Below are 14808 nucleotides of genomic sequence, written 5' to 3'. Positions count from 1 at the left end.
TCACGCGGCCTTGACTTCGGCGCTGCCACCGTTCGACTTGCCACCGGCAGGAGCCGAACCCGCCGACCTCCCCGCCGCTCGGAATCCGGTCGCCCGGAACAGGTACGACTGGTACTTGAACTCACCGTTGCCCGCGATCCGAGGCTCAGCGGTCAACCCGTCCAACTCGACCGGCCGCATCCCCGGCAACACCTCACCCGTCGTGGGCACCGGCTGAACGTCGGCCAGCAACGTGATCTCGAAGCTCTTGCGCTTGGCGTTGGGCTCGTGCGGGTCGGTGACCGTGACCTTCCACTGCCGCTTCCCGGTCGCCTCGTCCACCCGCTGACGCACCGGCCGACCGGCCGCCCTCTCGTCACGCGTCTGGTACTCCGTGTCCGGCATGACCTCCCCGACCATCACCAGGCCCTGAGGGAACGCGTCATCGAACGAGACGGGGAACCGGTACCCCTTGCTGATCGCCATCGGTGTCAACTCCTCTGACTGGTGCCGCTGTGTCGCGGCTTGCCCATTCAGATTCGTTGGCCAATGGTCCCGTCCCAGGTCCGCAGCGGTCTCACCTGCCGCGTACCGGCCGCGTGTCGATCTCAAGTTGTCTCGTCTTGGTCTCGTCTGAGTGCTAGCCTCGCCCTACCGGCATCACGTGGGGGGAGACCACATGGCCACAGAGTCCACTCTCTTGAGAGTCCTGCTCAGGCAACGCCACATGCAGGGCTACCGCACCTTCTGCAAGGAGTACGACCGCGTCGCCAAGCAACTCGACACCGACCTGATCGGCCGCTACCCCAGCAAGGCCCAGTTCTACCGCTGGCTGTCCGGCGACCTACTCGGCCTGCCCTACGCCGACCACTGCCGCATCCTCGAAAAGATGTTCCCCGGCTGGACCGCCGAACAACTCCTGTCCCCACACGAGGGCGACACCGAGAGCCTCGTCACCCCACCCCAACGCCCCGCGGCTTCCACCCACCCGGTGCCACGCCCGGTCCAGATGCCCCAACAGGCCCGCCTGGCCGACGTCACCGCCGTCTACCCCAGCCGCACCGAGTTCCTGCACAACGTCACCCCACGCGACCTCTTCGAAGGCGCACAGGAGATCCACATCGCAGGCCTGTCCCTCAACGTCCTCTGCCAGCAGTACTCCGACAAAGCCCTCCTCGACTCCATCGAAACCGGCACCACCATCAAAGCCCTCTTCCTCGACCCCAACGGCCACAACATCACCGCCCGCGAACACGAGGAAGGCCTACCCGAAGGCCACCTCTCCATGCTCACCCGCCTCAACATCGAAGCCCTACGCCGAGTCGGAGCCAAGGTCTCACCGGACGCACGCGGCCAACTCCACATCCGCGTCTACGACGAACCACTCCGCTACAACATCCTCATCACCGACCAGACCAAGTGCGTAGTCCAGCCCTACCTGCCCGACGCCCGAGGCGTCGAATCCCCTACCCTCGTGATCGAGAAGGGCGACGCCGTACCGGGCTTGTTCAGCACCTTCTCTCAGGTGTTCGACTCCATGTGGAACCGCGCGAAGGAGACCGGGTGATGCGACCACTCGACCAGTTGGCCGAAATCGCACAAAAAGCCGTGGAAATTGGCGGCATCATGATTAAGAACAGTCGGCCAAAAATAGTCACCGAGAAAAAAGACCGCGATACCGTTACGGATGTCGACCTGAAAATTGAACGTAAGATTCGGGCTTACCTCGCGGAACATACGCCAGAAATCGGCTTCACCGGAGAAGAGGAAGGCGCTCGTGAAGGATCCGATGGTACGCTATTTTGGGCTTTAGACCCCATCGACGGCACAGCAAATTTCACACACGGGATCCCCATCTGTGCCGTACAGGTAGCCTTGATCAATGAAGGGGTCACCACCGTCGCAGCCATCTCGCTCCCTCATTTTGGCATGCAATACTACGCAGCAACCGGGCGGGGCGCGTACATGAATGCGAAGAAAATCCGCACCAGCGACACAGCAAAGCTCTCCAAAGCTATTATCTCGATCGGTGATTACGCAACCGGCTCAAATGCCGAAAAGAAAAATGAAGAGCGCATAGCGGTCACGTCGGCACTTGTCAAGCGAGTTGAACGTGTTCGCATGTTCGGTTCAGCTGCGTACGATTTGGCTTGGCTTGCGGAAGGCCGAATTGATGCAACGGTAATGATGTCCAATAATATGATCGATGTTTCCGCTGGAATTTTGATCGCACGAGAAGCAGGAGCGGAAGTAACGGACACCTCAGGAAATTGGCACGATGTGAAGTCCACCAACATCGTAGCGGCAGCGCCCGGCATCGCACGCGAACTGTTGGAATGCATCAAATACGCATGAATCACATTCGTCTAATGATCCGAAACGCGTGCCGCCTTCCACAGGAAATAACAGTCAGACAATTCAATGTCTCGTTTGTCGTCAAAGTGCTTGTATACTTGAGCAAGTGGTGTAGCCGCAGCCGTCACTCCTGCTGCAAGCAGAAGTGGCATTGCAGTCAAAGAGCCAACAGCAGCAACCGCTGCACCTACTGAAAGCCCAGCTGCTGACTTTATGATTGTCAGCTTCCGATTGGCTTTCAATTTGCGCACAATGTCCGCTATAGCTGGCTCTATAAAATCACGCCTGACCTTTGTAGCAATTTCGTCGGGCGAGGCGTCTCCAGCTTTTTCAACGCTCTCTTTGATCGCAACAGTAAGCGATGCACGGAAGCGCGCGAACTCTTCCCAGCTTTCCTCGCGAAGCTTGAGGAAATCATAAGCTCGAAGACCTTCAATGAAAGGTATCTGAAGTCTAGCGGCGACCTGATCGACGGTTACATTCAGCGAACTACCGTTACCTTTTCCGAACACCGCAGGACGGACTGCCGCAGCAAGTGGAACTCCGAGCATCTTCGAGGCGGCTAGATCTGAAACCATGTTTGAAATTTCGTCGCGAAGTACTGTTTCCACTGCGACGTGCCTAGGTGGCGCAGACTTCCCACTCATAATTAATAGAGGTAGTTCACCCATCGAGGGATGCACAATCTTATACGACCATCTATTCTCGACACTCGACTTTTGGATCCTCACCGAACCCTCTCGAGCAATTTTCCGGGCAAGCTCACGGACATTCTTCAAGTCTGCCAGTTCTGCTACTCCCAACTCTTGTGCGTGAACGGTGAAGTGGCTCTGACAGAATGCGTTTGGCTTCGGAATAAAATATGTATAATCGACCGCCCCGGACCTTCGTGCATAGCTCAGAGATTCAACATCCCAATCCAACTTGTAAATCATCAGGTTCTCGACAGATTTTTCGCCTCCATCCTCGAAAGCCCGCACATACTCCTGCGACGAAGGACCCTCCATGACAATGTAGTCGAAGTAATGGAGTATCTGAATTAGCTCTCTATCTAGAAACTTTGTGCGACATTCAGGATGGCCACAGACGCTTCCCCTCTCCCCCAGATCTAGACCACTACCACCTACAATCGAGCTAGGAGAATTCTGGTACACGTACTTCCCGTAAGTCTCATTCTCTTTTTTGGCCAGATCATACAGCCGTTGGAGCGCTCCTGGGAAACGCGCACGTTCGAGTGCTTGTTCGCCATTCTGAACATCAAACTCATTCATCCAGCTCAGGAGCCAGTGGTGGCCAGCAACAGGGGAGAATGAGCCTTCCTGGTCCTTCATAACGGTACCCATCTCGACACTGTACGGTACCAGCGAGTTGTGAGCTACGAAGCTCAGACTTGATCGACTCACCGCGATAGTCACCCGGTGCAACCACTACTGATTACTGCAGAACTTGGCTCTATGGGATCAAGGCGCGCCGCCTGCGGCAGCGCGCGACTGGGACCGGCGCACGTTGGCACCGACTCCCCACATCACGGCACGCCGGGCTCCCGCTTCGCTCCGCCCGTCGGCCGTGCGCGGAGTCGGTGCACGTGGCCGGGAAGCGGCGCGCCAGCACTGAGGCCACGACCAGGAGCAGCTCGGGAGCAACACCGGTAGGGACGATCGCGCGGTCACGCGGCTTGGTCGGGCTGGGCACGGCGATCGGCTGCCGCGACGGCTTCGCCGTCTTGCCATCGAGAAGGCCACCGGCGATGAGCACCAGGCCCAGGATGCACGACGGGCGCTGTCCCTGACGCGTCGTTCGCATCAAGGGCAGCGCCCGTGTGGTGATCAACTCCCAGGCCGTCACCAGGCCGTACAACGTCGGGCGAGCACAAGAACCACCGAGAACTGACGAGAGAGTTCCCGCTGGTCAGAGGGTCGCCGGGTCCGAAGAGGACTGGTCAGCCAGAACCACACTCAGAAGATCTCGTTCTGGTACGCGGCGAATCCGGTCATGGGTCCACTTTGCTACACGAACACGCGCTTGGGCAGGAGCCAGGTGAGGCGGTCCGAGCGGAGCACCGCCAGTGGGCCCACGACGGCCAGCAGCAGCACGTACCCCGCCACGAACGGGGCGACGCGGGAGTTCAGGCCGGCGGCCACCGCCATCGACGCGAGCACCAGGGAGAACTCGCCGCGGGTCAGGACGGTGAGGCCGATGTCGACGGCCTGCTGCCGGTCGAACGAGTGCAGCTTGGCGGCGAACAGGCCCGCGCCGAGGTTCAGCACGATCGTCACCGCGACCGCCGCCAGGATCGGCAGCACGACGGTACCCACGGCGCCGGGGTCGATGCTCAGTCCGAAGATGAAGAAGAACAACGCCCCGAACGCGTCCCGCAGCGGCAGCACCAGCTTGTGCACGCGGGGCGCGACGCCGGAGCCCCCCAGCACCGCGCCCACCATGAACGCGCCGATCGCGTCGGACACGCCGAGCTCGTGCGCGACCGCCGCGCCCGTCACCGCCACGCCGACGAAGCACACGACCAGCAGTTCGTCGTCCGCCGGCTGGAACAGCCTGGTCACCACCCGGCCACCCCAGCGCGCGATCGCGGCCAGGACCAGCAGGAACGCGAACGCCTTGCCGAAGTCGACCAGCGCGGACACCCCGGACGTGCCGCTGAGCACGGGCTGCAGCACGGCGAGGTAGAGGGCGAGGAACACGTCCTCGATCACGATGATGCCCATCACCAGCCGTGACTCGGGGTTGCGCAACCGCCGCGCCTCGACCAGCAGCTTCGTCACGATCGCGGACGACGAGATGCCGATCGCGCCGGCGATCACCAGCGCCTCGCGCGTGCCCCAGCCCAGCGCGAACCCGAACGCCAGCCCGCCGCCGATGTTGAGCACCAGGTAGCCGACGCCGGCCATGGCCAACCGCCGCCCGCCCGACACCAGGTCGTCCACCGAGAACTCAAGGCCGAGGTAGAACAGCAGGAACACCAGTCCGAGGCTGGACAGCACGCCCATCTCGCCCGGGTCGTCCACAAGCGACAGACCCGGCGTGTGGGGCCCGAACAGGATGCCCGCCACCATGAACAGCGGGATCGTGGGCAGTCCTATCCGGACACCCGCTCGCGCGATGACACCGGCGGCGAGGAAGGCACCGCCGACCGCGAGCAACGCGTGGCCTGTGCTCATCGGTCCTCCAACACGATCGCCACCGGCGCCGCGGTCGACACGGTCGAGACCGTACCGGCGACCAGCCCGATCAGCAGCGCGGTGGAGAAGTCGGCCAGCGACCCGTCACCGAGGACCAGCAGCGCGGCCAGCACGAACAGCACGCCGATACCCGTGTTGACCGTCCGGGGCAGGGTTTGCAGCACGGCCGAACTCATCACATCGGGGAACGGCGCCCTGGTCCGCCGCAGCTCGCGCACCCGGTCGAACACCACCACCGAGTCGTTGACCGAGTACCCGATCACGGTGAGCAGCGCGGCCAGGAACACGCCGTCCGCCGTCTTGCCCAGCCACGCGAACGCCCCGACGAGCACGACCACGTCCGCGACCAGCGCGACCACCGTGGCCACGCCGAGCCGCCAGTCGAACCGGACGGCCAGGTAGACCAGCTGCGCGGCCACCGCGATGGCCAGCGCGACCAGCGCGTTGCGCCGCAGCTCCGAACCGAGGCTCGGACCGATCAGCTCGTTGCTCACCTGCTCCGCGCCCCCGGTCGCGCGATCGACGGCCTCACCGAGCCGCGCCGCGGCGGCCGAGTCGACGGGACCCGTGCGCACCGAGAGGCCGTCCGAGCCCGAGGTCGCCACGACCGCGTCACCGAACCCGGCGGACGCCAGCTCCGCGCGCACCCGCCCGGTGTCCACCGAGGAGGCGGTGAACTCCAGCATCCGACCGCCGGTGAACTCCACCCCCAGCTCCAGCCCGCGCACGACCAGGCCGCCGACCGCGGCCAGCAGCACGAGCCCGGCCGCGAGCAGCCAGCGCCGGGGCCGCCGGAACAGCGTGATCCCGCGCGAGGTCAGCCAGGTGCGCACCCGCCCCAACGAGTGCAGCCCGCTCCACCGGGGCCGCCGTTCCAGCAGCGGCATGACCAGCTGGAGCAGCACCCGGCTCAGCACCAGCGCGCTGAACAACGACGCCAGCACACCGATCGACAGCGTGACGCCGAACCCCTTCACCGGACCGGTGGCCAGCCAGAACAGCAGCCCGGCGGCCAGCATCGTGGTGACGTTCGAGTCCGCGACCGCGCTCAACGCCCCGCGGAACCCCTGGTCCACCGACCGCGGCAAGCGCTTGCGCCGCGCGAACTCCTCCCGCGACCGCTCGAACACCAGCACGTTCGCGTCCACCGCCATGCCGATGGCCAGCACGAACCCGGCCAACCCGGGCAACGTCAACGTGGCACCGATCGCCAGCATCGCCGCGTACGCCAGGGCCGCGTACCCGCCCAGCGCGAGCACCGCCACGAGCCCGGCCAGCCGGTACACGAAGATCAGGAACAGCCCGGTCAGCGCCACCCCGATGATGGCCGCACGGGCGCTGGCCTCGATCGCCTCCGCGCCGAGCGTCGGCCCGACGGTCCGCTGCTCCACCACCTCGACCGGCACCGGCAGCGCGCCGGACCGGATCACCAGCGCCAGCTCCTCGGCCTCGGCCTGGCTGAACTGCCCGGTGATGGACGTGCTGCCGCCGATCATGCCGGTCCGGCACACCACCGACGGGTCGACCTGGGGCGCGGACACGACCTCCCCGTCGAGCACGAACGCCACCCGCCGCTGCGGGTCGCCCGGCGGTGAGCACGCGGCCTCGGCGGTCACCCGCTGCCACGCCTGCGGGGCGTCGCCCTGGAAGTCGACGCCGACGAGGTAGCCGACGCCCTGCGGGTTGGGCGTGGCGCGCGCGTCCTTGATGCCCTCTCCGGTCAGCACGACCTCGCCGAGGCCGATCGCGTCGCCCTCGGGCGTCGGCACGTCGCCGGGCCCGGTCACCGGCTGCACCCTCAGCTGCGCGGTGCGGCCGAGCACTTCGATGGCCTCGGTGGGGTCCTGCACGCCGGGCAGCTCGACCACGATGCGGTGGTCGCCGGAGCGGGCCAGCACGGGCTCGGCCACGCCGAGTTCGTCGACCCGCCGGCGCAGCACCTCCATGGCTCGGTCGGTGGCGTCGGAAGTGGCTTCGGACGGTGTCTCCAGCACGATCTGGGTGCCGCCGCGCAGGTCGAGCCCGAGGCGCGGTTGGACGGTGAGCAGGGTGAAGGCGGACGCGGCGAGCACGCCGAGGGCAAGCAGCCCACGGACGAGTAGCGCTCGCCGCGCGCTGGGGCGCGGCATGGTGAAGGGACCTCCGGGTGAGGTGAACGGGGTGGGTTCAGCTACCGGAGGTCAGGGGCGGTGCGCGTTCGCCGAGCGGCGGGCGGCCGTTGCGCTCGGGGGTGCGGTGGGTCGGGTCCACGACGTCCACCCGCACCGGCGGCGCGGGCGTGACGTGCACGGCGGGCTGGACGCCGTCCAGCGGCTGGCCCAGGTGGACCTGCACCGGGTGCCCGGCGTTCGTAGCGCGGGCGGCCGTGCCGGGCAGGTGGGCCGCGTCGACGGTCGACGAGACGGCGACCACGTCGACGGGCGTGGCGGGACCGGGTCCGGACACGACGAAACCCGCGATCAGCGCCAGGATCGCGATCAGCGCGCCTCGGGTCATCGGCCCTCCTCCCCGACGTCCAGGTTAGCGACCTCCGACGAGGACGACGACGGCTCCGCCGATCAGCGCGCACAGCCAGGCGACCACGAGCGGCTGCATCGTCGTCGCACCGAAGAGCAGCGCGACCGTCCACACCGCGAGGATCACCGTGGAGAGCCCGAACGCCGTCGCCACCACGGCGACCTTCGGCCGGTGCAGGGGAAGCCGGACCAACGCCCGCCGCACCCCGCGCCCGGCCCGCAGCAGCACCAGCCCCACGACCACGAGGCAGCCGACGACCAGCAGGCCGGAGAACCAGCCGAGCAGCGGCGTCGGCCTCGGCATGCCCGCCAGCAGCAGCACCAACCCGCCCGCGACGAGCAGCGCGGCGAGCCGTGACATCGCGGGCCAGACCAGGACGTGGGCGGCGTGCAGCGCCTCGCCGGACGGCGGCGGCACGGGTGCGCCGCCGCGCTTGCGCCGCACGGTGGCGAGGTTCGCACGCACGTCGTCGTCATCGGGGTCGAGGCGCAACGAGGTGCGGTAGGCGCGTTCGGCCGTGCCCCAGTCGCGCACGCGCAGCGCGGCGTCGCCGAGCACCTGGAACGCGCGGGCTTGCCCCGGCGCGAGGTGCGTCGCTTCCCGCGCGACCTCGACGGCCTCGCGCTGACCTTCCGGGCTGTCGGCCAGGACCTCGGCGAGCACCACCTGGCACCGCCAGTCGCCGGGCTTGCGGCGCACGCACTCGCGCGCCGCGACCACCGCCTCGGCGTGGCGTCCGAGCTCGCTCAACGCCAACGCGGTCAACCGCTGCGCCCACGACGGGTCGCCGTCGAGGACCAGTGCCCGCTTCGCCGCCGTCAGGGCCGGGTCCGGCTCGCCCACGTCGAGGTACGCGGCGGCGAGTCGGCACCACGCCTCACCGTGCAGCGGGTTGGCCACGAGGGCCGGCTGGAGCAGTTCGATCGCCTGGCGCGGCAGACCGCGGGCGGTCAACTCGGCGGCCCGCACCACCACCGCGGCGATCGGCTCGACCATGCGGACAGTATCCACGGCCACCACGCCGCGGACGGGCAGCCGACGATGCCGCGGGGTGGTGGACCGCCCCCTGGTCCGTCCACCACCCCGCCCCGTCGCGTCGGCCGTGCGCGACTTGTTCGGCGATCACGCCCCTCAGGCGGTGGCCAGCTTGCGCACCACCCGGTGCGCGTCCTCCAGGGAGGCGACCGCGAGTTCCCGGAACTGCGCCAGCTGCGGCACGGTGTGGGCCTTGGTCAGCTCGGCGTGCACGAACTCCAGGTCGCGATCCAGGCCGATCATGCTGAACGCGGCCCGCAGGTAGGGCTCCTGGAAGTCGAACCCGTGCCGCGGCGTGCCGGGCGCGTACGACCCACCCCGCGCGGTGACGACCACGACCCGCGTGCCGGTCAGCACGCCCTCGCCGGTGCCCTGGTCGACGAACAGCTCCGGCACCATGATCCAGTCCAGCCACGCCTTGAGGCTCGACGGCAGGCCGAAGTTGTACATCGGCACGCCGAGCAGCACGGTGTCCGCCGCCTTGACCTCCGCGACCAACCGCTGCTCCAGCGGGCGGTCCCCCGCGGCCTCGCGCGTGGCCAGCGCCGCCGGGTCGACGTGCGGCAACGGGTCCGCGGCCAGGTCCCGGTAGGTGTAGTCGCCGTCCGGGTGGGCGGCCCGCCACGCCTCCGCGAAAGTCCCCCCGACCTCGCGGGACACCGAGCCCTCGAACCGCAGGCTGGTGTCGATGTGGAGCAGGTGCGCCATAGTTCCTCCCAAGAAGTTCTTGGCTGAGAACATATGACCGGATGCGTTCCGAGTCAAGATGTTCTTGAGTGAGAATATCTCGTCCTCGGCGTATGATCGGGCCATGGATCTCCCCGCCGACCACGGCTGCACCAGCCGCGCGGGACTGAACTGGCTGCTGCACCGCGCGGCGCAGAAGCTGGGCGTGGTCGCCCAGGAGGCGGCGGGGCGCCACGGCATCACCACGCGTGGGCAGATCGTGCTGTCCGCGCTGGTCAGCGAGGAGTTCCTGCGCACGCAGCTGGCCCTGGGCAACTCGCTGGGCCTGGACAAGACCACCCTGACCGCGGAGCTGGACCGGTTGGAGCGCGCGGGCCTGATCGTGCGCAAGCCCGACCCCAACGACCGCCGGGTGCGCGTGCCGGTGATCACCGAGCAGGGCCGGGCCGTCCAGTGCGAGGTGGAGAAGCTGCACGCCGAGGTGGAACGCGAGTTCACCGCCGACCTCGCGCCGGAGGAGGCCCACGCGCTGCACCTGCTGCTGCAGCGCCTGATCTCGTCCGACCACGGACCCGACAGCGGCTCCTGCCTGTGACGGCCTAGCCGCGCAACCGCTCCGGCGTGGTCCGCGCCTGCCCGTCGACCAACGCCCGCAACTCCTCGCCGTCGGCCAGCTGGTCGCGCAACGCCGGCGATGCGCAGGGTGCGCAGAGCCGGGAGCTCTCCACCCGGCACCGGCAACCGGCGCGGCGTCGAGCCGGTCGCCAGGATCAACCGATCGTACGAATGCGACACTCCGGCCCCGTCCACGACCACCCGTTCGCCGACGTCCGACCGGACGATCTCGACCCCCGACCGCAGCTCGATCCGCCGGTTCCCGTAGAAATCGGGCTCGTGCACGCGGTTGGGCGCTTCGGCGTCACCGAGGAGCAACTCCTTCGACAGCGCCGGAAGCTCGTACGGCTGGTGCTCCTCACGGCCGAAGACGACGAGGTCACCGGTGTAACCCCGATCCCGCAACGCCCCCGCGGCGGCGGCACCGGCCAACCCCGGCCCGATTATCACGATCCGTTGCGGTTCAGCCATTTTCTCACCCCTTCAGGTGACGTTGGCGATGGCCGCATGCGACGCTAGCGACAGCTCGGCACGGTCGCCCGGCGGAATCTCCCGTCATGGCACCAACCCGCGTGCGTCTCCTCCCCGCGAGCGCCCGGATTGGTCCGAGCACACCGTGTCGAGACAGCTGGAGGTTGGGGGCCGTGAGTACTGGCAAGGAGTGGCAGATCTCCTGCCGCGACATCGCGTCACGCCGCCGTGACATGACCGTCTTCGTGAGCCAGGGGCACGTCGTGGTGACCGTGCCGCCGGGCGAGGCGGCCGTGCTGACGCCGCTTGAGGTGGGCCGCCTGCGCGCGGCCCTGCGCGACGCGGTGGTGAACGCGTCCGGCACCCCCGAAAACTGATCACCACCGTTCCGATTTCACGCCGCACTCTTCCTACTGACGGGTAGGTAGTGTCAGTATCGGGGCCGTGAGTACCTACTTCGTCACCGGCGCGACGGGTTTCCTCGGCAGGCGCCTGGTCGCCAGGCTCCTGCGGCGACCGGACTGCGAACGGGTGTTCGCGCTGGTCAGGCCGCAGTCGGCGGACAAGCTGGACCCGCACGACAAGCTGACCCCGGTGCTGGGCGACCTCGCCTGCTCCCCCATCGACGCCGAACGGGTCGACCACGTCGTGCACCTGGCCGCGGTCTACGACTTCACCGCGTCGGCCGAGGAGCACCACGCCGTCAACGTCGAGGGCACCAGGCGGGTGGTCGAGTACGCCGGGCGCACCGGCTGCGGGCTGCTGCACCACGTGTCGTCCATCGCGGTCGCGGGCGACCACCGCGGCACGTTCACCGAGGACGACTTCGACCTCGGCCAGCACCTGCCCTCGCCCTACCACGCGACCAAGCACGCCGCCGAGCAGCTCGTCCGCGAGCAGGGCACGCCATGGCGGGTGTACCGGCCGGGCGCGGTGGTCGGCGACTCGCGCACCGGCGAGATCGACAAGGTCGACGGCCCGTACTACTTCTTCACCGCGCTGGCCGCGCTCGCCCGGCTGCCGCGCGGGCTGCCGCTGGTCGCGCCGCACTTCGGGGCCGCGAACCTGGTCCCGGTCGACTACGTGGTGCGGGCGCTGGACCGGCTGATCCACGCCGACGTGCCCGCCGGCAGCACGTTCCACCTCACCGCGCACCGCTCAGTGCCGCTCGGCGAGGTCTACAACGCGCTGGCCGCCGCCTGCGGCGCGCCGAAGGTCCGGTTCAGCGTGCCGGTGCCGCTGCCCGCCGCGCCGACCGGCGCGATCGTCACCGGCGTGCTCACCGAGTTGGGCATCCCGCCGCAGGTGCTGCCCCACCTGGCCGTGCACGCCGAGTTCGACTCGACCGCCACCCGCGCGGTCACCGGGCTCGAACCGCCCGACATCACCACCTACGCGGGCACGTTGTGGCGGTACTGGGCCGACCACCTCGACCCGCTGCGCGCCGCCCGCAGGCACGGCCTGGCCGGGCGCACGGTGCTGATCACCGGCGCGTCGTCCGGCATCGGCGCGGCGACCGCCCTCGCCGTGGCCCGCCGCAAGGCGGTGCCCCTGCTGGTCGCACGCCGCGCCGACGAACTGGAGGAGGTGGCCGGGCTGATCCGCGCCGAGGGCGGCACCGCGCACACCTACCCGTGCGACCTGACCGACGGCGAGGCGGTGGGCGCCCTGCTCAAGCAGGTGCTGGCCGAGCACGACGGCATCGACGTGCTGGTCAACAACGCGGGCCGGTCGATCCGGCGCAGCGCGCACCTGTCGGTGGACCGGCTGCACGACTACGAGCGCACCATGGCGCTGAACTACTTCGCACCGCTGCGGCTGGTCCTGGGCCTGCTGCCGCACATGCGGGAACGGCGGTCCGGGCACATCGTGAACATCTCCAGCATGGGAGTGCAGATCAACACGCCCCGGTTCTCCGCCTACCTGGCCTCGAAGAGCGCGCTGGACGCGTTCAGCCGGGTGGCGGCCGGCGAGACGGTGGCCGACGGTGTCACGTTCACCTCCGTGCGGATGCCGCTGGTGCGAACGCCCATGATCGGACCGACGAAGATCTACGACGCGTTCCCGGCGGCGACCCCCGAACGGGCGGCGCAGTGGGTGGTGCGGGCGCTGGAACGCCGTCCCGAGGAGGTCAACCTCCCGTTCGGGGTGCTGGCCGACCTCGCCCGCAAGGCCGCGCCGAAGCACGTGCGGTCACTGCTGCACCTGGTCTACCGGGCGATGCCGGAGAAGGGCTCGCCGCGCACGTCACCGCTGGCCGGCGTCGCCGCGGGCGCCACCCGCCTGGTCCTGCGGGCGACCCGGTGAACCGGGTCGTGGGAGCGCTGCGCGCATTGGCGGCACTGGTCATCGCCGGTGTCGTGCGGCCGATGGCGCCCGGCCGGTTGCTCGGGGTGGTGGACGCTTACCTGAGGTGGGACATCACGGTGGCGTTCGGGTTCGCCACCGGCGCGGCGCGCCACCCCGACCGGCCCGCGATCATCGACGACGCGGGCACGCTCACCTACGCCGAGGTCGACGAACGCACCACCCGGCTCGCGCACGGCCTGCACGACCTGGGGGTGCGCGCGGGCTCGAAGGTGGCGGTGCTGTGCCGCAACCACCGCGGTTTCGTGGAGACGGTGGCCGCCTGCGTGAAGCTCGGCGCGCACACCGTGCTGCTCAACACGGGGTTGAGCGCGGCCCAGATCGCCGTCGTGCTGCGCGAGCAGGACGTGTCCGTCGTGGTCGCCGACACCGAGTTCCGCGACCTGCTGGCCAACGCGCCGCGCAAGGTGCGCCGGGTGATGGCGTGGGTCGAGGGCGTCACCAAGAGCAAGACGGTGGAGCAGTTGATCGCCGGCTCCCCCGCCACGCCGCTGCCCAAGCGCCCGCCGCGCGGCCGGATGATCGTGCTGACCTCCGGCACCACCGGCGCACCCAAGGGCGCCAGGCGGCCCGAGCCCGCGAGCCTCACCCCCGCCGCCGCGGTGCTGTCCCGCATCCCGCTCAAGGCCGGCGACCGGTTCTCCGTGCCCGCGCCGCTGTTCCACACCTGGGGCTTGGCCGCGTTCCAGCTCGGGCTCGTGGTCGGCGCGACGTTCGTGCTGCGCCGCAGGTTCGACCCCGCGCTCGTGCTCGCCGACGCCCGTCGCCACGGCAGCGACGCGATGTTCGTCGTGCCCGTGATGCTGCAACGGATCCTCGAACTGACCGGGCGCCCGCACCTGCCGAAGCTGCGCGTGATCGCGTCCAGCGGCTCGGCGCTGCCGCCGCCGGTGGCGCGGCGGTGCCTGGACGAGTTCGGCCCGGTGCTCTACAACCTCTACGGCTCCACCGAGGTGTCGTGGGTGAGCATCGCCCGGCCGGACGAGCTGGCCCGGCACCCGGACACCGCGGGCCTGCCGCCGCACGGCACCCGGCTGGCGATCCTGGACGAGCAGGGCGCCCCGGTGCCCCCCGGCGCCACCGGCCGCATCTTCGTGGCCAACGAGATGCTGTTCGACGGCTACACCAACGGCGCGGGCAAGGAGGTCCGCGACGGCCTGATGTCCACCGGCGACGTCGGCTACCGCAACGACGCCGGCCTGCTGTTCGTCTCGGGGCGCGACGACGAGATGATCATCTCGGGCGGTGAGAACGTGTACCCGCGCGAGGTCGAGGACCTGTTGGCGGGTCTGGCCGGGGTGCGCGAGGTGGCCGTGGTCGGCGTGCCGGACGAGCAGTTCGGCCAACGGCTCGCCGCGTACGTCGTGTGCCAGGAGCCGGGAGTGTTGGACGAGGAGGCCGTGCGCGACCACGTGCGCGGCTCGCTGGCCAAGTTCTCCGTGCCGCGCGAGGTCGTCTTCCTCGACGCCCTGCCGCGTAATGAGACCGGGAAGGTGCTGAAGCGGGAGCTTCGGTGAGTACCGTCGGCGGAGCCGACAATCGGACGACCGTCGTCCGAGCCGGCAAAGGACGACGGCGGCCGGAC

General features: G+C 68.6%; 14 protein-coding genes and 1 pseudogene. 6 read left to right on the top strand and 9 right to left on the bottom strand.

The genetic code is table 11. The annotated features are described in order from the left end of the window. Positions 1 to 465: a hypothetical protein gene (locus tag AB0K14_RS11180; RefSeq protein ID WP_360452017.1), complete on the bottom strand. Its 465-nt coding sequence runs from the start codon at positions 463 to 465 to the stop codon at positions 1 to 3. Between the two features lie 193 nt (positions 466 to 658). On the opposite strand from AB0K14_RS11180, the gene AB0K14_RS11175 reads away from it, so the two are divergent. Further along, positions 659 to 1546, top strand: a complete 888-nt coding sequence (locus AB0K14_RS11175; protein WP_360452015.1) for a DUF5919 domain-containing protein — start codon at positions 659 to 661, stop codon at positions 1544 to 1546. Further along, a complete protein-coding gene (locus tag AB0K14_RS11170; protein ID WP_360452165.1) occupies positions 1546 to 2334 on the top strand; it encodes an inositol monophosphatase in 789 nt (262 codons plus the stop codon). The genes AB0K14_RS11175 and AB0K14_RS11170 overlap by 1 nt, the downstream gene beginning before the upstream one ends. Positions 2335 to 2345: 11 nt before the next feature. On the opposite strand, the gene AB0K14_RS11165 is transcribed toward AB0K14_RS11170, so the two are convergent. The 6 genes from AB0K14_RS11165 to AB0K14_RS11140 all read right to left on the bottom strand — a co-directional run bounded on the left by AB0K14_RS11165 (position 2346) and on the right by AB0K14_RS11140 (position 9791). Continuing rightward, entirely contained in the window at positions 2346 to 3677 is a 1332-nt protein-coding gene (locus AB0K14_RS11165; protein ID WP_360452013.1) for a hypothetical protein, read from the bottom strand. 663 nt (positions 3678 to 4340) lie between these two features. Continuing rightward, positions 4341 to 5510 carry a cation:proton antiporter gene (locus AB0K14_RS11160; RefSeq protein WP_360452011.1) on the bottom strand — a complete coding sequence of 390 codons (1170 nt, stop codon included), beginning with the start codon at positions 5508 to 5510 and terminating at the stop codon, positions 4341 to 4343. Beyond that, positions 5507 to 7660, bottom strand: a complete 2154-nt coding sequence (gene secD / locus AB0K14_RS11155) for a protein translocase subunit SecD (protein ID WP_360452009.1) — start codon at positions 7658 to 7660, stop codon at positions 5507 to 5509. Before secD ends, AB0K14_RS11160 begins: the two co-directional genes overlap by 4 nt. A gap of 37 nt (positions 7661 to 7697) precedes the next feature. Then, positions 7698 to 8027, bottom strand: coding sequence for a hypothetical protein (locus AB0K14_RS11150; protein WP_360452007.1), 330 nt, complete (start codon positions 8025 to 8027; stop codon positions 7698 to 7700). A gap of 24 nt (positions 8028 to 8051) precedes the next feature. Continuing rightward, a complete protein-coding gene (locus AB0K14_RS11145; RefSeq protein WP_360452005.1) occupies positions 8052 to 9044 on the bottom strand; it encodes a tetratricopeptide repeat protein in 993 nt (330 codons plus the stop codon). Positions 9045 to 9179: 135 nt separating this feature from the next. Continuing rightward, positions 9180 to 9791, bottom strand: coding sequence for an NAD(P)H-dependent oxidoreductase (locus AB0K14_RS11140; protein ID WP_360452163.1), 612 nt, complete (start codon positions 9789 to 9791; stop codon positions 9180 to 9182). A 103-nt stretch (positions 9792 to 9894) separates the two neighbouring features. Between AB0K14_RS11140 and AB0K14_RS11135 the strand changes: the two genes are divergently transcribed. Then, positions 9895 to 10365 carry a MarR family transcriptional regulator gene (locus tag AB0K14_RS11135; protein WP_360452003.1) on the top strand — a complete coding sequence of 157 codons (471 nt, stop codon included), beginning with the start codon at positions 9895 to 9897 and terminating at the stop codon, positions 10363 to 10365. Between the two features lie 4 nt (positions 10366 to 10369). On the opposite strand, the gene AB0K14_RS11130 is transcribed toward AB0K14_RS11135, so the two are convergent. Both AB0K14_RS11130 and AB0K14_RS11125 read right to left on the bottom strand, forming a co-directional pair. Continuing rightward, entirely contained in the window at positions 10370 to 10498 is a 129-nt protein-coding gene (locus AB0K14_RS11130; RefSeq protein ID WP_360452001.1) for a hypothetical protein, read from the bottom strand. Between the two features lie 25 nt (positions 10499 to 10523). Then, a pseudogene (locus AB0K14_RS11125) lies at positions 10524 to 10856 on the bottom strand (FAD-dependent oxidoreductase); the annotation flags it as partial. 173 nt (positions 10857 to 11029) lie between these two features. On the opposite strand from AB0K14_RS11125, the gene AB0K14_RS11120 reads away from it, so the two are divergent. From AB0K14_RS11120 to AB0K14_RS11110, 3 genes are all read left to right on the top strand, one after another. Next, on the top strand, positions 11030 to 11233 hold the full coding sequence (locus tag AB0K14_RS11120; RefSeq protein WP_053722955.1) for a hypothetical protein: 204 nt from the start codon (positions 11030 to 11032) through the stop codon (positions 11231 to 11233). Positions 11234 to 11300: 67 nt separating this feature from the next. Beyond that, positions 11301 to 13163 carry an SDR family oxidoreductase gene (locus tag AB0K14_RS11115; protein ID WP_360451999.1) on the top strand — a complete coding sequence of 621 codons (1863 nt, stop codon included), beginning with the start codon at positions 11301 to 11303 and terminating at the stop codon, positions 13161 to 13163. Continuing rightward, entirely contained in the window at positions 13160 to 14740 is a 1581-nt protein-coding gene (locus AB0K14_RS11110) for an AMP-binding protein (RefSeq protein ID WP_360451997.1), read from the top strand. The genes AB0K14_RS11115 and AB0K14_RS11110 overlap by 4 nt, the downstream gene beginning before the upstream one ends. Positions 14741 to 14808 lie beyond the last annotated feature (68 nt).

Source organism: Actinosynnema sp. NPDC050801 (assembly GCF_040673975.1).
Taxonomy (GTDB): Bacteria; Actinomycetota; Actinomycetes; order Mycobacteriales; family Pseudonocardiaceae; genus Actinosynnema.
Note: the sequence above shows the minus strand (reverse complement) of the source record. Positions and strands in the feature narration are given on the sequence as shown.

What these genes read in the sequence shown, in the direction of transcription:
- AB0K14_RS11165 (WP_360452013.1), bottom strand. Translation starts at nt 3,677, where the DNA reads ATGGGTACCGTTATGAAGGACCAGGAAGGCTCATTCTCCCCTGTTGCT.
- AB0K14_RS11145 (WP_360452005.1), bottom strand. Translation starts at nt 9,044, where the DNA reads ATGGTCGAGCCGATCGCCGCGGTGGTGGTGCGGGCCGCCGAGTTGACC.
- secD (WP_360452009.1), bottom strand. Translation starts at nt 7,660, where the DNA reads ATGCCGCGCCCCAGCGCGCGGCGAGCGCTACTCGTCCGTGGGCTGCTT.
- AB0K14_RS11175 (WP_360452015.1), top strand. Translation starts at nt 659, where the DNA reads ATGGCCACAGAGTCCACTCTCTTGAGAGTCCTGCTCAGGCAACGCCAC.
- AB0K14_RS11150 (WP_360452007.1), bottom strand. Translation starts at nt 8,027, where the DNA reads ATGACCCGAGGCGCGCTGATCGCGATCCTGGCGCTGATCGCGGGTTTC.
- AB0K14_RS11135 (WP_360452003.1), top strand. Translation starts at nt 9,895, where the DNA reads ATGGATCTCCCCGCCGACCACGGCTGCACCAGCCGCGCGGGACTGAAC.
- AB0K14_RS11160 (WP_360452011.1), bottom strand. Translation starts at nt 5,510, where the DNA reads ATGAGCACAGGCCACGCGTTGCTCGCGGTCGGCGGTGCCTTCCTCGCC.
- AB0K14_RS11180 (WP_360452017.1), bottom strand. Translation starts at nt 465, where the DNA reads ATGGCGATCAGCAAGGGGTACCGGTTCCCCGTCTCGTTCGATGACGCG.
- AB0K14_RS11170 (WP_360452165.1), top strand. Translation starts at nt 1,546, where the DNA reads ATGCGACCACTCGACCAGTTGGCCGAAATCGCACAAAAAGCCGTGGAA.
- AB0K14_RS11140 (WP_360452163.1), bottom strand. Translation starts at nt 9,791, where the DNA reads ATGGCGCACCTGCTCCACATCGACACCAGCCTGCGGTTCGAGGGCTCG.